The 17,678-nt window shown below is 44.5% G+C and carries 17 protein-coding genes and 1 pseudogene; 13 read left to right on the top strand and 5 right to left on the bottom strand.

What is annotated here, in order from left to right:
- Positions 1–427: 427 nt before the first annotated feature.
- The 6 genes from C5Z26_RS05195 to C5Z26_RS05170 all read left to right on the top strand — a co-directional run bounded on the left by C5Z26_RS05195 (position 428) and on the right by C5Z26_RS05170 (position 7,227).
- Positions 428–2,746 (top strand): SH3 domain-containing protein, encoded by a 2,319-nt coding sequence (locus tag C5Z26_RS05195; RefSeq protein ID WP_199774980.1) that lies wholly within the window; start codon positions 428–430, stop codon positions 2,744–2,746.
- A 495-nt stretch (positions 2,747–3,241) separates the two neighbouring features.
- Positions 3,242–4,255, top strand: a complete 1,014-nt coding sequence (lplA, locus tag C5Z26_RS05190) for a lipoate--protein ligase (protein WP_105448924.1) — start codon at positions 3,242–3,244, stop codon at positions 4,253–4,255.
- 13 nt (positions 4,256–4,268) lie between these two features.
- Positions 4,269–4,652, top strand: coding sequence for a hypothetical protein (locus C5Z26_RS05185; RefSeq protein ID WP_105448923.1), 384 nt, complete (start codon positions 4,269–4,271; stop codon positions 4,650–4,652).
- 13 nt (positions 4,653–4,665) lie between these two features.
- On the top strand, positions 4,666–5,115 hold the full coding sequence (locus C5Z26_RS05180; RefSeq protein WP_105448922.1) for a hypothetical protein: 450 nt from the start codon (positions 4,666–4,668) through the stop codon (positions 5,113–5,115).
- A 175-nt stretch (positions 5,116–5,290) separates the two neighbouring features.
- Positions 5,291–5,734, top strand: a complete 444-nt coding sequence (locus C5Z26_RS05175; RefSeq protein ID WP_105448921.1) for a MerR family transcriptional regulator — start codon at positions 5,291–5,293, stop codon at positions 5,732–5,734.
- A gap of 158 nt (positions 5,735–5,892) precedes the next feature.
- A complete protein-coding gene (locus tag C5Z26_RS05170) occupies positions 5,893–7,227 on the top strand; it encodes an MFS transporter (protein WP_105448920.1) in 1,335 nt (444 codons plus the stop codon).
- 88 nt (positions 7,228–7,315) lie between these two features.
- Here the strand turns inward: C5Z26_RS05170 and C5Z26_RS05165 are convergent, their stop codons facing one another.
- Complete coding sequence (locus C5Z26_RS05165) at positions 7,316–7,972, bottom strand: DedA family protein (protein ID WP_105448919.1); 657 nt, start codon at positions 7,970–7,972, stop codon at positions 7,316–7,318.
- 420 nt (positions 7,973–8,392) lie between these two features.
- On the opposite strand from C5Z26_RS05165, the gene C5Z26_RS05160 reads away from it, so the two are divergent.
- The gene (locus C5Z26_RS05160) at positions 8,393–9,028 is read left to right on the top strand and encodes a hypothetical protein (RefSeq protein WP_105448918.1); all 636 of its coding nucleotides are present in this window, start codon (positions 8,393–8,395) and stop codon (positions 9,026–9,028) included.
- 228 nt (positions 9,029–9,256) lie between these two features.
- Complete coding sequence (locus C5Z26_RS05155) at positions 9,257–9,544, top strand: hypothetical protein (RefSeq protein ID WP_105448917.1); 288 nt, start codon at positions 9,257–9,259, stop codon at positions 9,542–9,544.
- A 54-nt stretch (positions 9,545–9,598) separates the two neighbouring features.
- On the opposite strand, the gene C5Z26_RS05150 is transcribed toward C5Z26_RS05155, so the two are convergent.
- Complete coding sequence (locus C5Z26_RS05150; RefSeq protein WP_105448916.1) at positions 9,599–10,036, bottom strand: MerR family transcriptional regulator; 438 nt, start codon at positions 10,034–10,036, stop codon at positions 9,599–9,601.
- 580 nt (positions 10,037–10,616) lie between these two features.
- On the opposite strand from C5Z26_RS05150, the gene C5Z26_RS05145 reads away from it, so the two are divergent.
- From C5Z26_RS05145 to C5Z26_RS05125, 5 genes are all read left to right on the top strand, one after another.
- Positions 10,617–11,315, top strand: coding sequence for a hypothetical protein (locus tag C5Z26_RS05145; RefSeq protein WP_105448915.1), 699 nt, complete (start codon positions 10,617–10,619; stop codon positions 11,313–11,315).
- A gap of 121 nt (positions 11,316–11,436) precedes the next feature.
- Positions 11,437–11,658, top strand: coding sequence for a hypothetical protein (locus C5Z26_RS05140; RefSeq protein WP_105448914.1), 222 nt, complete (start codon positions 11,437–11,439; stop codon positions 11,656–11,658).
- A gap of 354 nt (positions 11,659–12,012) precedes the next feature.
- Complete coding sequence (locus C5Z26_RS05135; protein WP_105448913.1) at positions 12,013–13,134, top strand: PLP-dependent transferase; 1,122 nt, start codon at positions 12,013–12,015, stop codon at positions 13,132–13,134.
- Positions 13,135–13,210: 76 nt separating this feature from the next.
- Positions 13,211–13,531, top strand: a complete 321-nt coding sequence (locus C5Z26_RS05130) for a thioredoxin family protein (protein ID WP_048000313.1) — start codon at positions 13,211–13,213, stop codon at positions 13,529–13,531.
- A 145-nt stretch (positions 13,532–13,676) separates the two neighbouring features.
- Positions 13,677–14,462, top strand: a complete 786-nt coding sequence (locus C5Z26_RS05125; protein WP_105448912.1) for an alpha/beta fold hydrolase — start codon at positions 13,677–13,679, stop codon at positions 14,460–14,462.
- Between the two features lie 115 nt (positions 14,463–14,577).
- Here C5Z26_RS05125 and C5Z26_RS05120 read toward each other — a convergent pair.
- From C5Z26_RS05120 to C5Z26_RS05110, 3 genes and pseudogenes are all read right to left on the bottom strand, one after another.
- Positions 14,578–15,431, bottom strand: a pseudogene (locus tag C5Z26_RS05120) (SAM-dependent methyltransferase).
- A 9-nt stretch (positions 15,432–15,440) separates the two neighbouring features.
- Positions 15,441–15,857, bottom strand: a complete 417-nt coding sequence (locus C5Z26_RS05115; RefSeq protein WP_105448911.1) for a helix-turn-helix domain-containing protein — start codon at positions 15,855–15,857, stop codon at positions 15,441–15,443.
- An 18-nt stretch (positions 15,858–15,875) separates the two neighbouring features.
- Positions 15,876–17,678 (bottom strand): M3 family oligoendopeptidase, encoded by a 1,803-nt coding sequence (locus C5Z26_RS05110; protein WP_105448910.1) that lies wholly within the window; start codon positions 17,676–17,678, stop codon positions 15,876–15,878.

Below are 17,678 nucleotides of genomic sequence, written 5' to 3'. Positions count from 1 at the left end.
AATTTAATATTGATATATTAATTATTGAAAAAAGTTAATTTTTTTATTAAGCTCCTTTGAGCGGTGATTTTACGAGTTGGTAAATTAAAATTAATTACTTGATATTGGTTAAAAGATAGGTCTAAACAATATTAATTGTCATAAGATTTAAGAATTACCCTGTTTTATGCTCGTGAAAGCGGGGTGCTAAAAAGAACAATAATTAGCTAGCGAGGTTAATTATTGTCACTATGAATAAAAACCTAGCACGTAAAATTTAATTAGTTTAAAAATAACGAAGTAACAGTAAAATTATATTACAATATTCGAATTGAATGTAACACGGGGTGGTGCTAGTATTAAGGCCGTAGCAGTAATCCTGAGATAATAAGTTTAAATATATCGTTGTCCGTTAGTCAGCTTTAACAAGAGATTTGGGGAATTTTAATTGAAAATCGGAATGACAAAAATAATTGCATCATTAATGTTGAGTACCGCTTTATTACCAGTGGCAGTTAGCAAAGCAGCATCAACCGTCGATAAGGCGACTAACGATACCGATACGGCTGCGACCATGGTTGCCACTGATCAAGCCGTCAATGGTCAAAATAATTATGTACAGTCCGGAAAAACACCAGCTGCGACGCCGGCGACGACGAGCCAAGCGACCACGTCAACGGCTAGTGCGAGTGTGACTAGTGGCAGTCAAGCCAGTTCAACGGTTAGTCGTCAGGATGCCGACGCCAGCGCCGCTAATACGACTAGTACGGTTGCCCCAGCCCGTTCAGTCGCTAGTCGGCCGGTTGCTAGTTCGGCAGCGCCTACGAGCACCCCAGTTTCGGCTGCTAGTCAGGCGACATCTGTCGGTTCAACTGCTGTTAGTCAGGCAACGGTGACCCCAACATCAGCGGCAACCGTCACGACTAGTGCAACCAGTAGCGCAACTAATTCAGCAACGGCTAGTGAAGCGCCAGTAAGTGCCACACCAACTGCTGATCAAGCCTTGTCGGCCGTTGATGAAGCCACGGCGGTTGCCAGTCAGGAGTCAATCAAACAACCAGTGGCGGCAACGAGCATAGTGACGCATACCGTGACTAGTGCGGCGCCGGTTCGAGCTGAATCCGTTGCGAACTCGGCAGCCATGGCAATTGAACCAGAGGATATGACAGTTGGCAGTGCAGCGGATGAAGCCGTGGCACCAGCCATGAATGATTATCAACAGACGTTTTTTAATCAGATTAAAGCCGGTGCTTTAGAGGGCTGGCGTAAATATGGCGTCTTGCCATCTATCACAGCAGCACAAGCCATTATTGAAAGTGACTGGGGCCGTTCAGCTTTATCGACACAAGGGAATAACTTGTTCGGAATCAAAGGTGCCTATCAAGGTCAATCCATCTATTTTGAAACCAATGAATGGGTGAATGGCCAGTATATCACCGTCCGAGCAGCTTTCAGACAGTACCCGAACTGGTCTGCTAGTGTAGAAGATCATGGGGCCTTTTTAGTTGATAATTCACGTTACCATAACTTGTTAGGGGTCACTGATTATCAAACAGTTGCCCGATTATTGCAAAGTGATGGCTATGCGACCGATCCAAATTACGCAACGACGTTAATTAATACCATCAATAGTTATCGGTTACAGGATTGGGACCATGAAGTTACCGGGACGACACCTGAAAAGCCAGCCGAAAATGAGACTGCCGGTACTTATAAGTTTACTAAAACCGTTGATATTCATACGGCTGCTAGCATGCAGTCAGCAGTGGTCGGCACTTATGATGCCGGTGAATCCGTTCATTACAATGGTAAGGTCGTGGCGGATGGTTATACTTGGTTACGCTATCAATCATATTCAGGCGCAACGCACTATATTGCGATTAGTGGCGATGACAGTGTGACGGTGACTCCCGCCACTGGCACTTTCAAATTTACGACGACAACTAATATTCGTGATGGCGCCAGTCGTTCAGCTAAAATCGTCGGCACTTATGATACCGGTGAAACTGTCCATTATAATGGGAAGATTGAAGCCGAGGGCATTACTTGGTTACGGTATCAATCCTATTCCGGCGCGACCCATTATGTTGCGATTGGTGATGATGTTGCTGTCACGGCACCTAGCGTTGAAGCCGCCACTGGTGCGTATCGCTTTACTGCTGATACCGCAATTAAAAGTGCACCACGTTCGACAGCGACCACGGTTGGCACCTATCGCACTGGGGAAACTGTTTATTATAATGGTAAAGTGACGATTGATGGGCAAACTTGGTTACGTTACCGGTCATATTCCGGAGCGGATCATTATGTCGCAATTAATGGCAATCTGACTGAAAATAAACCAGTTGTGACGGCCACAAGTGGTACGTATCGTTTCCAGACGACGACGGCTATTAAGGGGACACCGGCGACGAATGCGGCCACAGTCGGCACCTATTATGCTGGCGATACCGTTCGCTATAATGCTAAAGTCACCGTCAATGGTCAAACCTGGTTACGTTACCAATCGTATTCAGGAGCGACCCATTATGTGGCAGTCGATGGCAGTCATACTAATGCGGCCACGACCACGGCTAAGGCCGGGAGTTTTACCTTTACAACGACGACTAATATTCGGACCGCTCCTAGCACGCGAGCTAGCATTGCTGGGGAATACTACCCCGGTGATCGTGTTTATTACAGTGGCACCGTAGTAGCGGATGGCTATACTTGGTTGAAGTATCTGAGCCGTTCTGGAGCAACGCATTATGTCGCAGTCGTCCATTAAGAGCATGCAAAAAAATTGTTTTATTAATAGCTTCGTTCTATACTAACTGTATTAAGATAAATAGCGATTACGACCGCTATTAACTTCAGGCAATCTGGTCGGCTACCGCTGACTGGATTGTTTTTTTATCGCCATTGCAATCGCTTACATTATGTGGTATATTAAGTTCATCGGAAGAATCATCGGTCAGTAGCAACGTTACCCAATTGTTGTAACAAACCCGTCAAGTGATAGCTAGTACAGTACCCAGTGTTTCCGCTAATCTCGGATAACCAACTGACCATCCATCTATTGATGGCACGCTAATGCCACGGAGAACAAATTGCCGCCAATTAAATTGTTCAAGGATGTGGCTTGTGGATCAACGATTTTGGGGAATGACGAATTCCACACTCAATTTTATTGGTTCTTCCAAAATGGGGACTCACAGTGTGGGTCCTTTTTGATTCGGAGCAGTATAATGAAAGTAGCTTAAAGCTGAGGAGCTGATATCGAATGTATTATGTCTCAATGAAAGATCATGAAATTGGTCGTAATCTTGCGACTGAACAGTATCTAATGAATAATGTTGAGTTTGATGAACCGTTGGTTTTGTTTTACTATGAGGAACCATGTATCATCGTCGGGCGTAATCAGAATACGTTGGAAGAAATCAACGCTGATTATGTGCGGGAACATAACATTACTGTGACGCGTCGGTTATCCGGGGGCGGAGCAGTTTATCAAGATTTAGGTAACTTATGCTTTAGCTTTGTTGTGGATAGTGATAGTCAAGAATTCGGTGACTTTAAGACGTTCACGCAACCCATTATTGATGTCTTACACGATATGGGCGCCACAACCGCAACGGTCAGTGGCCGTAATGACTTGTTGGTCGATGGCAAGAAGTTCTCAGGCAATGCGATGTATTCTCGCAATGGTAAGACGTTCTCACATGGTACGTTGATGTTAAATGTGGATTTAAACGTGGTACCAAATGCCTTGACAGTTCCAACTGATAAGATTGCTTCGAAGGGAATTAAGTCGGTTCGAAGTCGCGTGACCAATCTACGTCCATTCTTAGCCCCAGAGTATCAAAATATCTCAGTACCAGAGTTCCGGGATAAATTGTTAACTGAACTATTTAAAGTGGATTCTTTGGCCGAAATTGCGGATAAAGAATATAAAGTTTCACCAGAACAGCAAAAAGCCATTGATAAAATTTATGAAGACTATTATGCTAATTGGGATTGGGTTTATGGCAAATCACCTGAATTCTCGGTTAAGCGGCGTCAACATTTCGATATGGGGACCATTGATGCGAGATTATTGGTGACGGATGGTCATATTCAAACTATCAAATTCTTCGGTGATTTCTTCGGTAGTGGTAACGTGGCTGATATTGAAAAAGCCTTAACGGGCGTGCGTTACGATCATGATGAATTGACGAACAAGTTAGCTGATGTTGATTTGAATCGTTACTTTACTGGAATTCCACGGGAAGCTATTATTGATTTAATCGCCGAATAACAGGAGTGGTTAGTTGAAACTTACACGGGTAGTTGCATTTGCGTTTGTTTCCTTTTTTTGTTACGGTATCGTCAATTGGATGATGTCGACCAGTCACTTTCAGTTACAAACGGCACGATTGTCAGCTAGCCAAATGTGGCAGGGCTTATTAATCGCCTTAGTCTTATATTTTTTAGGCGTATTGGCTGTTTATGTGAATCGGATGCTCGGGTTTTACGTCTTGGGTCTAGTCTTGGTGATTTATTCATTAGGGTTGATTAGCGCTTTGATGTCCGGTTATCAGAGCACTGCCGGCATGGAAATCAAGCTGATACTAGAGGTCATGGCGGTGATTGGTCTTGGCGTGAACTTTTATACGCTGGTCTTATTGACCCGTTGGCGTCACAAAACTAACTAAATGAGGGATAGTTATGCAACGAAATGTACAGACTTTTATAGATGAAATCACTGCTGAAAAGATCGCACAACCGACTTTTAGTGGTCGTTACGATCAGTTAACTGACCAATTAGATGCTTGGTTGACTGGCTTTTTAGACCAAGTGGCTGCTGATCAGTTGACGCAAGCAATCTTAACCACTGAACATGATCCAGCGATTAGTTTTCGTTTGGAGACTAGTGTGATTAACTTGCCATGGAATGCCTTAACTGAAATCGGTAAGGTGACGATGGCGGAGGATACGATGCCAATTAAGCTTTATATGATTGCGGAATCGGAAGCCTTCCAATCTGGGTTACGAATTGATGAACTCGGAACGGCAACGGATGTTCTCGCTGATCGGGCTAATGCTAAAATGGTTTTGACCAGTTGGTTTGAAGCTCAAATTGATCATTTGAATCAAATTACTGAAGCAGAGGCTTAATTAAGATGGGGTTTGCTGCGTTGAATTTTGATGGTACTTGCTATCGGAATCTAACCAGCGAACTCTTTTTTATTTGGGCTTGCCTTAAAGTGTACATTAAGGGATATGCTAAGGTCAATTTAGCAGCTAATGGTGGTTACTAAGCCGCCATTAAGTAAAAAGGAGTGCAACTGATATGAACATAAAAGAAGCTAGTGAACAGACCGGCGTTTCGGCGGCGGCAATTCGGTATTATGAAAAAGAAGGGTTGATTCCAACGATTGATCGAACCGAAGTAGGCAATCGCGATATTGATGCCCGGATTATTCGACGAATTCGGTTTGCAACCCAAATGCGAGCGGCCGGTATGAGTATTGAAAATCTCCGTCACTATATTGAATTATTTGATGCTGAGGAGGACAATACCAAGGAACAAAAGGCGTTATTGAGGTCTCAGCTGGCTGTTATGGAAGAAAAGCGTGATGATTTACAAGCCGCAATTGACCATTTGAACTATAAGCTCAATCATTTTTATGATCATATGGAGACAACTGAGGCGGAGTTACGGGAATTAGAGCGGCAACATCAAAAGCAAACAGCCCACAAGTCAGGGTTGACTGCGGATGAATTCGATTATTAAGTTGTGCGAGTGGCGTTTGGGAATTGAACCCAACGCCTTTTTTGTTGAAACTAACCATTCAGCCTATGATTTTGAAAAAGTTTTGATTATAGCTTGCCTTAAAGTGTAGATGAAGGTCTAAACTACCTTTTATTCACTTAAAGACAGGGAGTAATCACATGGACAATAAAAGAAGAGTCGATTGGATTTTATTAATTATTTTGTTTAGTTATTTTATGATTTTGCTAGATAATTCGATTATTTTCACAGGAACAGTAAAAATTGCACAGGAGTTACAGTTAAATCAGCAGACGCTTTCTTGGGTTAGTAGTGCTTATTCATTAACCTTTGGCGGCTTTCTATTGTTGGGTGGTCGTGCGGGTGATCTATTTGGCCGACGCCGGGTCTTCAAAGTTGGCTTAATTATTTTTGGAATTGGTTCGTTAGTTGTGGGCTTATCAGTGAATGCCACGATGATAATTGCCGCTCGAGCTTTCCAAGGAATCGGATCAGCGATTTTGGCCCCAACTACCTTGGCAATTTTGATGGATACGTATACTGGACCAGCTCGAGTTCGCGCGATTGCTTATTACGGTGCAATGGCTGGGATTGGTGCTAGTGTGAGCTTAGTCATTGGTGGCGTGTTTGCGAGTCTCCTAACTTGGCGCATCGGCTTTTTCATTAATGTACCAATCAGTATTTGGATGTATGTCTTAGCAAATCGTGATTTGAAGGTGGATCATGGACAAAATGGCACCTTAGACTGGTTGGGGACGTTGACGTCTTTAATCGGGATGAGCGCCCTGGTTTATAGTATTGTTGGTGATTGGGCTCAGGGACCAGCATTACTTATTGCCATCGTCGCTTTAGCCGGGTTTGTTATCCAAGAACGACGGACGGCACAACCAATCATGCCGTTACATCTGTTTGTGGATCGTGAACGGATTGGCGCCTATCTGGGTCGCTTTCTCTATATGGGCGCGATGCTAGGGTTTTGGTTCATTACGCCGCAATTAATGCAACAACAATTAGGGTTCAATGCATTAATGGCAGGGGTCGCATTTTTTCCGCTAACAATTGTGAACTTTATCGTTGCCTTACAAGTGGCCCGGTTGACGGTTAAGTGGGGCAATGGGGGGCTACTGGTGATTGGGATTATGCTCACTTTAATCGGGATGTTTTGGATGAGTTTCTTTACCAAATCAGTTGGTTATTGGTGGGGGATTGCGGCGCCAATGGTGGTGATTGGTATCGGTCAAGGGTTATCCTTAAGTCCCTTTACGGCGGCGGGGGTTGCGCATACCCAAGGTGCTGATGCCGGGGCAGCTTCAGGCGTTGTCAATGTGATGCATCAAATTGGGGGTTCCGTCGGGCTATCAATTTTAGTGACCACCCAAAGTTTAGCCCAGACGCAAATGGTTGGTTTTCAGCAAGCCGTTTTGGTAGGCGCTGGCCTATTACTATTGGCACTACTGGCGGCTATTTTCTTAATTGTGCCAGGCGAACGCCAATAAAAAATAAGCGTGACAAGAATTTTATAAATTCTTGTCACGCTTATTTGGTAGCGGTCATCAAGACCGTCATGCGCCAAAAGTAAATTCTTTAGTTAGCTTTACTAAGTAATAGGTGATGTTTGCGTTTCAAATAGTGATAACCATAACGGCCTAAGATTGGTAGGATGATTAGCACTAACATAATCCAAGTGAAATTTTTTTCGACAAATGGCCAGTCACCAAAGTAATAGCCACAAAAACAACAGCTGCCCACCCAAACTAAGACGCCTAAAAAATTCCAGATTTCAAAGTGACGCCAGTCCATTTGGGTCGTACCAGCAATGACTGGGATGAACAGGCCGACAAAGGGGATAAAGCGGCCCCAAAGTAAGGATGGTCGCTCATGGCGATCAAAAAGGGCCTTGGTCGTATCAAGCTTGCTGGAATTCAAGCCTTTTTCTAAACGGCTGTGCTGATCTAAGTGTCGCGTCGCGCGGTATTTGAGCATGGCACCACTAGTAGCGGCAGTAATAAAGATAGCCAATAAAAGCCAAATGTTTAATTTGGAATGCGTACTAGCGGCGATGGAGCTACTTAAGAATAAGAGCGACTGTCCGGGTAAAAAAGCGAAGGCCAGGTACGCCGATTCCAAGAAAATCACTAGGAATAAGACGACATAAGACCAACCGCCGATTTGATTCGTTAACGTGACTAAAAAACCTAAAGGTCGTATCAGAATAGCTAAAAATGAAATGAGCCAAGTCATGGAAATTCCTCCTATAACACCGACTAAATATACCATGTTTGCGGGGTGACGCCAACTATTGTGGTGAGGTAAACTTGCATCCTGTGGTGAAAGATGGTAGTCTTACTAATGCGATGAGTCGATAAAGTCAGATTTCCAGCAATGGAAGTTCCGCGCGAGCGGCTAGTGACTAATTATTGATAGCGGGGCACGTTTTTCCGACGTATTCGGAGTGCTTGGGTCACTGACGTTGTGGAGCGGCATCCCTACTGGTTTTACCAGTACCGCGATTAATGGATTAACAGTATTTATACTGTTAGTCCATTTTTTTCTGCAACCGTCGTTTTTTCAGTTTAATGCTGGAAAAAGATGGTAAATCTAACAAACTTAGCGTATGGTTAAGGCAAGCATAAAGCTAAAATTTTGGGGAGTTGATGAGTGATGAGAAAAATGATTATGGGGACTTCAGTGTTAGTTGGCGTAGCAGTTTTGGGTGGTGGTTATTTGTTGTGGCCGGAATCCAGTCAGACAACGACGCAACCAGTCCATCAAGCGGTCAGTTCTTCAGTCAAATCAACTAAATCAACCAAATCAGCTACTAAGCAACAATCAACGTCGCAAGCTAAGCAAGGGACCACGGCGACATCAGCGTCCCAGTCGAACGCAACCACTAGTCAAAAAGCGGCTACCAGTACGATGACTGCGACAAGCGCTGCTACCACTGAATCTAAAGGGAGTACCAGTGCCAGTTCAACGACAAATAGCAGTCACGTCACAGACAATCAAAGCACTAGTCAGTCAGCAGTGACGGCCACACAGCTAACTACGGCACAACTCAATGATTGGGTTTGGCAACAGGTGGCGCAACAGTACACGACAATCAGTGTCACGAAAGCTGATTTTTTGTTTAACCAGTACCGAGCGGCGGGACTAGTTTATGTCGCGGTTTATGAGAATACAAATGATCGTGTGTCACATTTGGTCGGAAATTATCGGGTAAATGCCAAGGGACAATTGGAACGACAAGCAACGATGGCAACTACTTGGACCGTTGTATCCGCAACTTATAACAATTAAAATAATAAAAGCGCTTGACTTAAAGTCGACTTGAAGGGTTAAGCTAAACTAGTAAAAGTTACTAAGTTAATCACTTAGTGGAATTAAGTTGGATCTCCGGGTGGAAGCGGCGGTCCTTTTTTGGTATAAGTAAGCGCCTTCTTGCACAGTTGACTAAAATACGGCATACTAGATAAGTTGGTACAATTAAGTGTCGTTAAAAATAAGAGACTAAGGTAGGCCTGGCGGATGGCAAAAGAAAAGTATGATGAAAAGGATAAGCAGGTTGGACGGGTAATCTTAGTGGCAGCGAAATGGCTGGCAATTATCGGTGGTTTACTCGGACCATTTGTAATGATGATGAATCATAGCGTGGGCTTGGACTTAGGTAGTCTCAGTGTCATTTGTGGTGGTACGGCGATTTGCTTTGGTAAGACCGGCCGCACACCGGGTGGCCAATGGTTAGCGCTATTATATACATTAGGATTAGGGGTGTTGGTCTTACTCTACTTTGTGTTGATTGCTAAATTCATCTAAAATGATCAAAAAGAGACGATTGCAGGGATTAACTTGCAATCGTCTTTTAAGATTTTAAGGTTGATTTTCTTGATAAACGTCGTGTTCGACAGCTTCTGCCGTGTTAGAAGGCACGAAGCTATCCACTTTATGATTAATCAACACATCAGCATAATGGTCGACTTTCATATTAATGGTCTTTAAATGATTTTGAAGGTCGTTAATCTCGCCTAACGTGCGATCTTGTTGCGTCTTCATCATCTCATAGCGTTCAGGAACGGTGGTTTCACCTTGTTGGACGAGCTGGAGATAATGCTGAATGCGTTCAACCGGCATCCCAGTCGAGCGGAGGCAAATAATGATTTTGAGCCATTCCAAATCAATATCATCAAAAACTCGATTATTATTTTCATCACGTTTGACGAACGGCAACATGCCGTGGTCATGGTAGTAGCGGATACTATAGGTTGAGACGTTCATTTTTTTAGCAACTGCTTGGATAGTATAGGACAACTGTAACCCTCCTAAAGATTGACATTAGTTTCGACTAGTATCATACGGCGAATTGACGCCAATAGCAAGCAAAAGGATCAATCTTAAACAGGGCTGACCTTACAGTAAGTGTAATCCGTGACGCTAGCGGTGCAAATCAAATCAGAATCACAGAACATTGGGTCATGACGCTAAAATAAATTGAACGTTCGGCTTGCCTTAGTGTTGGTCGAAGCTGTTAAAGTTAAGCTATAAAATAATTAAAAGCGGGCTTCGAAAATGCAAAAAGTCTTAATTTTAGGTGCGACTGGTTCAGTTAGGGCGACGACCCGGGATGACTTATGAGCTCATAGGGATGATCAATTGACGTTGTTCTCACGGGCGTGCCAACCAACTGGTTACCGATGATGGTCGTGATGATTATGAAGGTCCACAAAAAGGGGCCCCATTTGGTGGTCAGTTAGTTTCACGACGCGCTATTGCTGATTTAGTCATGCATGCGGCTGATGATCAGGCGTATCTTAAGGTAAGTGTCGGGATTAATCGACCGGAATAATATGAATGAGTGGTGCGGTCGGCATGATAAAAGGGGGCGCTGAAGATGCGGCAATATGCGATTCAATTAACTAACCATGATTTTGAACCAGTCGGCGCTTGGTCCAGCAATCCACAGGCAGCCATCGCGCAGGTAAAAACTCAGGCCGATGTCGATTTATTAGTTTGGAATCCGGCGACGGATGAGAGTCAAATTATGGTTCAGTATCCCTTGGAAACGTTGGTCACCAAAATTGATCACACCCCATATGCCCGGTTGATTGAAAAAATGACGCTTGTGCTGGCTGCACTGAAACAGCCGGTGGCCCCCAGATTGCAACGGCAGTGGTATTTGGTTGGCTACCAAGCCTGCTTAGATCATCAAGCCTTGCTTAATACGGCTGCCGCCTTACTTAGCTTAACCGTGGCTTATTTGAAAAAATCACCGCAGGCTTTGCCGAGGCTAAAACCGCCGTTACGCAACTTAGCAGATCAAGCACGTTGCTGGTTATTAGCGGCCCGTGTTTCAGATTTACAGTTATTGGCAACCAATGAACCCCTAACTGTGTTGTTGCAATATTTAGTAACGCAACCATTGGCGCTAGATGCCTGCCAAATAGCCGGTCGATCGGTGGCGTGGGAGTTAGCGGCCAATGCGGCGATGTTAAGCCAAGTTGAGACTGATCAATTTCAATTGACGCAGTTAAAAAGTAAGACCGCTTACCGATTGATCCGAGCCGCCTATTTAGAACGTATCATGCGATAACTGTTAGGTAAAAATTAATGGTGAGCTTAGGACAAAAGTCAGCTTTTTTGATGAAAACGGTTGCCTTACAGTTGGACGAGGGGACTATACTAAGGGTATTGAAACTAAGGAGGATGGGGCGATGACAGATCAAGTCATTGAGTTGCTACCTAGGGGTGCCGATGCGGCTCGAGTTGTAGCAGCGGTGAATCGAACTGGGCGGCAAACTTACTTGTTAGCGCAACGACAACTTTTAACTTTAAAATTACAGCAACTGACCGAACCAACTCAAGCATCCTGCTTGAGACAAGCGTTACAACGCGAATTAGCTGGATTAAATCAACAGCTGGGATTAGTCGGCTAACTTTATGAAACAACAACTTGACAAAAATAGTGTGATTAAAGTATGATTAAAATACAATTAAAAATTGCGTAGTGATGAGACGAGTAATTAACGAGACGTTCTACAGGAAGCCGTCCAGACTGTAAAGCGGTGAATGTTGAGCTAATGAAGATGAACTCGGAACGCCTAATGATGGTCACTTGGCTGTCTTAGCGGTAACTAACCGATATTTTAGTGAGTTATGAAGTCCATAACTCGATAAGTTTAGCGCGGGTGACCAGCTAATAAACTTGGGTGGTAACACGATAAACGTCCCTAGTCCTTCATTGGATTAGGGCTTTTTTGATGCTAAAAAGTGAAAGGGAGTTTGATGGGATGAAGAAATTAACGCAACAGTTACAAGTTGAAACGCAGTTAGCACAGGCTGGAAATCGGACGGATGACGCAAAAACCGGGGCAATTTCAGCGCCAATCTATTTAGCCACCGCCTATCGCCATGCGGGGTTAGGTCAATCGACGGGGTTTGATTATCCGCGAGAAGCACAACCAACGCGGTGTATTTTGGAACAGACGATGGCAACGTTAGAGCATGGGATGGCAGCTTGGGCGTTATCTTCTGGCATGGCAGCTATTCAGCTGGTCTTTACACTTTTTAAAACTGGCGATCGGCTCATTATTTCGGATGATTTGTATGGTGGGTCCTATCGTTTCTTTGATTTGCTACATGACCACTACCAGTTGGACTTTGCAGTATGGCATGGCAAAAGTCAATCTGAATTGGCTACTTTGATTGATGAGCGCACGGTTGCTGTATGGTTAGAGACACCATCTAACCCTATGATGCACGTCATTGATATTGCAGCGACGGCCCAGACAACGAAGGCACATGGCATAAAATTAATTGTGGATAACACGTTTTATACCCCTTTAATTCAACGGCCATTGGATTTAGGTGCTGATATTGTGGTCCATTCTGCGACCAAATATTTGGCAGGACATAATGATATATTGGCGGGAATTGTGATTGCGAAAGCTCCCGCGGATGTGGATAAATTAACGTTTAACTTGGTGACGACCGGGGCCGTTTTAGATCCGTTTGACGCTTGGCTATTATTGCGCAGTTTGAAGACGTTGCCACTGCGGTTGCGGCAACATGAGGCGAATGCGCAGGCCTTGGTTAAGGCTCTGACGGCTAATCCGCAAATTGAACGTGTCTTATATCCTGGTCGAGGCGGGATGATTAGCTTTTATTTAGCTGAATCGGTTGAAGTTGATGCCTTTTTACAAGCCTTGAAAGTAATCTCATTTGCTGAAAGCTTGGGCGGTGTGGAGAGTCTAATCACGGTACCGGCCGTACAAACACACAAAGACTTAACCCCAGCACAACGGCAGGCCAAGGGCATCACGCCGAATTTGTTGCGCTTATCCACTGGGATTGAGAATGTGATTGATTTAAAGGCAGACTTAGCACAGGCGATTATTGCAGGCACAAAATAGGACAAAAGGCTTTACTTACTTTTTGTACGTGGTAAACTTGAATTATTGAAATAAATAGATATTTGGAGGCATTCAGATGGCAACAGCAACTTTAAGTGATGAAGAAATTCGGGAACGCATCAAAACTGGCAAGCATATGTTATTCTTTACGGCGGATTGGTGCCCTGATTGTGCTTTTATTAAGCCCGTCATGCCCCAAATCGAAGCTAAATATGATCAATATGATTGGATTACGGTTGACCGGGATGCTAACATTGAGATTGCGCAAGAAATGGGCGTTATGGGGATTCCAAGCTTCGTTGGGATTGAAGACGGTGAAGAAACGGGTCGCTATGTGGATAAGTTCCGTAAAACCCAAAAACAAGTTGAAGATTTCTTAGATACTTTAGAAAAATAAGCGGTAACTAACGTTAACTGTGGATAACTCCGGAGTTAGCGTTTTTTTGTGCGTGGTTTGAAGGGGGTGCGAGGGCCTTATTGATTGGTTTGTGGATAATTCTCTGCTAAACTGAGACTTATTAATTTGAGAAATGGTGATAATAATGACAACGACTGTCTTTGAAGATGTGATTGTCCGGACGACGAAGCTGGATGAATTACCTGTATTACATGTGTTTGCGGCGAGTCAAGCCCAGACCAAACAACCGACTATCATTGATTATCATGGTTGGACCACCCCTACGTCAGCTGAATTAGTGGCTAGCTATCAATTGGTCCAAGCGGGTTTTCGCGTGATTTTACCGACTGCTTATTTGCACGGTAGTCGGGCAACCGAAGTTGACTTGGATCAACATCCGGAACATTTTTGGGAAATTGTGGGGCATTCGGTTGCTGAATTTCCACGGTTAGTTGCGGCGCTAGTGGCACAAGGTATTAGTGATCCTGACCAGCTGGGGGTAATGGGGACGTCGATGGGAGGCATTACGGCGGCTGCAATTATGGCAACTCAACCAGCTGTCGTTGCTGGGGCCTCCTTAATTGGTGCGCCAGCCCCAACGGCATTTGCTAAGGCCCAAGTTGCGCAATTACCAGCTGCCATCCAAGCCAAGTTACCGAGTGCTTGGTTGCAGACTACTTACGACCAGCTTGGTCAATTTGATTTGTCACAACATGCTGACCGGTTAGCTGGGCGGCCAATGTTTTTCTTTAATGGTACGGCAGATACGATGGTTCCATACCAATACGTCGCTGATTTTAAGCAGAAATTTGCAGATACGCCAGCTTTAGCTCAAACGGTTTTTAAAACGGCTGAAGGTGGTGGGCATCATGTACCACATAAGATGCATGCGGCAGCAGTCGACTTTTTAAAAACCGCAATTTTGGCTTAAAGTTATCCCCTGTGGATAACTTGAGCAGCGAGTTAGACAAAAAAACAATCGTAACCGGAATTCGCAAAATTCTGGTTACGATTGTTTTTTGTCGGTCATCAAGAGCATCAAAATGCTATGAAATGACATAGACTTGATCATGAATTAAATCAAAGGGACGATAATGCGCATTTAATTGGGTAACTGCGTCATCGTCGCGATAATGGGCGTGATCCCAGAACTGCTTGGAACCGGTGGCCCCATACTTTTCACCAATACAAATTAATGGGACTGGTGTCTCACTGGCACGAATAGCTTGCAGCAGGTCCCAATCTAAAGTGAGCTTATCTGGTGACCATGCCATGATAACGTAGTCGATGTCAGCGGCGTAGCGTTTAAAAGCAGTGACCGCATCCAATGCTTCAATGGCAGTGACTGGTTGGCGGCCGGTCTGATTATCAGTTTCTTTAGTCCAAGCTTTCGAGTCAGTGGTGATGACCGTTTGATTGGGGTGTAGTCGCTTGAGGCCTTTTGAGATGTAGCCATTACCTGCCATGACCTCTAAGACGGGGGCGTCACCAACGAAATCGGCCAAGTCTTTTAAAAAGGGCGCACTGATATAGGCCCACATGCCATACTGATCTTCGAGATAATCCCGGAAATCACGAAGAAGTTGGTCAACTTTTGGTAACGCAGCTGAAAGCTGATTCCAGGCGGCGTCACCGGCCGGATCTCCCATGGCATACTGAGTATTAAGGCGTTGAAAAAGTTGATCTTGAAAGTCATCAGGCAATTGTAATACCGGTAATTGTTGGGGGGTAACCCGGCGGCTAGCAACCGATCACTTTCCAAGGCGTTATTAATGAGTACTAACACTTGCGGGTCATCTTGGAACAACTCACGATAATGGGTGAGTTGTTCAATATATGGTTTAGTGGTTGGTTGTTTTTTGGCCCGTTTCTTTAATTGCTTTAATTTTTTCGGATTCATGGTGTACTCCTAATTGTCAAAGTGTAAATCAAGTTCTTCTTGACCAGCAGCGTCGGGCGTTAACCGTTGTTGGCGACCGTGTAGATAGCCATTCATTAATTGAAATAATTCGTAACGATCTTCACTGGAGAGATGCTCTTGATTAAAGGTGAGCGGTTTGCCAGATAAGAAAATCCGGCCTAAATCATATTCTTCTTGGTCAGCACGTCCCGATAAATAATCGGTTGTCACGTTGAAAAATTCAGCCAATTTACGGACTTCTAAATAAGAAGGGGTTCGTAAATTGCGTTCCCAATTTCCAATTTGGGCAGCGGTATTTTGGCGATGAGTTAAATCAGCGTCAGCTAAGTTATTTAAGGCCGTGGCAAGTTCACCGAGGGTCATTTTTTGACCGCGACGTAAAGCTCTTAAGCGTTCTGGAAACATGTTGTCACTTCCATTTCGTTATAGTAGGGGTTCCGAAAGCGTCATAAATTCATCAATATCTTGTTTGATTAAAGCGACCCCAGCCTGCCAGAAATCTGGCTTAGTGAGGTCAACGCCGAGATGCTTTTGGGCTAAAGCTTCCGTTGACATCGCCGCAGTATCCCGTAAAAGTGCGATATAGCGGTCTTCGAAGTGGTCATTCGTTTGCGCTTGCGCATAAATTCCCAGACTGAACAGATAGCCAAAAGTATACGGGAAATTATAGAAAGGGACATCCGCAATGTAGAAATGCAACTTGCTGGCCCAAAAAGTTGGATGATAAGTTGTTAAGGCCTGACCGTAAGCTTCTTTTTGGGCGGCTAGCATTAAGCTTGATAACTCATCAGGGGTCACAATATGCTGTTGACGAGCTTGATAGAAGCTGGTTTCGAATAAGTACCGGGCTCGAATATTCAAGAACATGGCTAATGGATTTTGCATTTTAGCATCCAATAGATTCAGCTTAGTTTTGGGGTCGGTAGCCGTCTTGACATTGGCATCCGCAACAATTAGTTCCGCAAAAGTTGAAGCGGTCTCGGCCACGTTCATGGCATAGTCCTGCCGCCAAAGCGGTAAGTCTTTGATGACATCAGCATGAAAGGCATGGCCCAGTTCATGGGCTAAGGTGGCGGTATCATTGGGTGACCCCGTGAAAGTCATAAAAATTCGCGATTCTTGGGTCTCAGGTAGGGTATCCATATAACCACCGGGCCGTTTATTTGGCCGATTTTCGGCTTCAATCCAGCGATTTTCAAAGGCATGCTGGGCTAATTTAGCCATTTTCGGACTGAATTTTTGAAAGTTGGCGATGACAAAAGCTGCCGCTTGATCGTAGGTTTGACTATTGGTCGCGTGTCCCAGTGTTAATGGTGCTTCGACATCCTGCCAATCAAGTTGGGTTTTACCCATGAGGGCAATTTTGCGATTCAAATAGCTGAGCAGTAAGGCTTGGTTGTCGGCGACCACTTGATACATGGTATCTAAGGTGGCGCGGCTCATCCGATTAAGCGCTAATGGCCGACGTAAAAAGTCGGTGGTGCCGTGTGCTTGGTAGTTCTGTAAGCGAAAACCCGCCAGATGGTTGAGCGTATCTGCAAAGGGGGCTGCTTGTGCTTGCCAAGCTTGTTCCCAGCTAGCCATTAATGCCGTTCGTTGCGCATTTGGCATGGCAGCGGCCAATTTATTTTGAGCCTGACCGGCTGATAGTGTCTGTCGCTGACCGTGTTCGTCAGTATATTTGATCTTAAGTTGACTCACTAAGGTGTCGTAGTGGTCACTCCAACCTTGAAAACCATCAACGGCGAAATCGTTAATCAAAGCCTCGGTTCGGTCATCCAGTAAGGTTAAGCCTTGTTGGCGAAATTCTGTTAGGTTAAAGGCTAATGATTGTAATTTTGGCTGAGCCAATAGGTGATTAAAGGTCGTCGTCGATAGTTGGACTAACCGTTTTTTGAATTGCGTCATTAAATTTTCGAATTGATTATCTAATTGATACAGTTGGTTAAGTTGCGTGCCCGCCTTAGTATCACTAGCATCCGCCGACTGGATTGCCACAACGAAGACTTGGCTCTGCGCGATGCCAGCTTGAATGGTTTGCAAGTCACTGACTAATTGTTGAAACCAATCATAAGTGGGGGTGTCAGCGTCGACCCGCCAGTTCGTTAAAGCCGTTTGTGTCGTTTGGAGTTGCTGTTTAATGGTGGCCAGCTTAGTGGTTAAAGCTGGTGAATCAATCCCACCGGGAAAAATCCGATCGAGGTCCCAAGTTTCTGAATAATGCAT

It is taken from the genome of Lactobacillus sp. CBA3606, assembly GCF_002970935.1.
Classification (GTDB): domain Bacteria; phylum Bacillota; class Bacilli; order Lactobacillales; family Lactobacillaceae; genus Lactiplantibacillus.
Note: the sequence above shows the minus strand (reverse complement) of the source record. Positions and strands in the feature narration are given on the sequence as shown.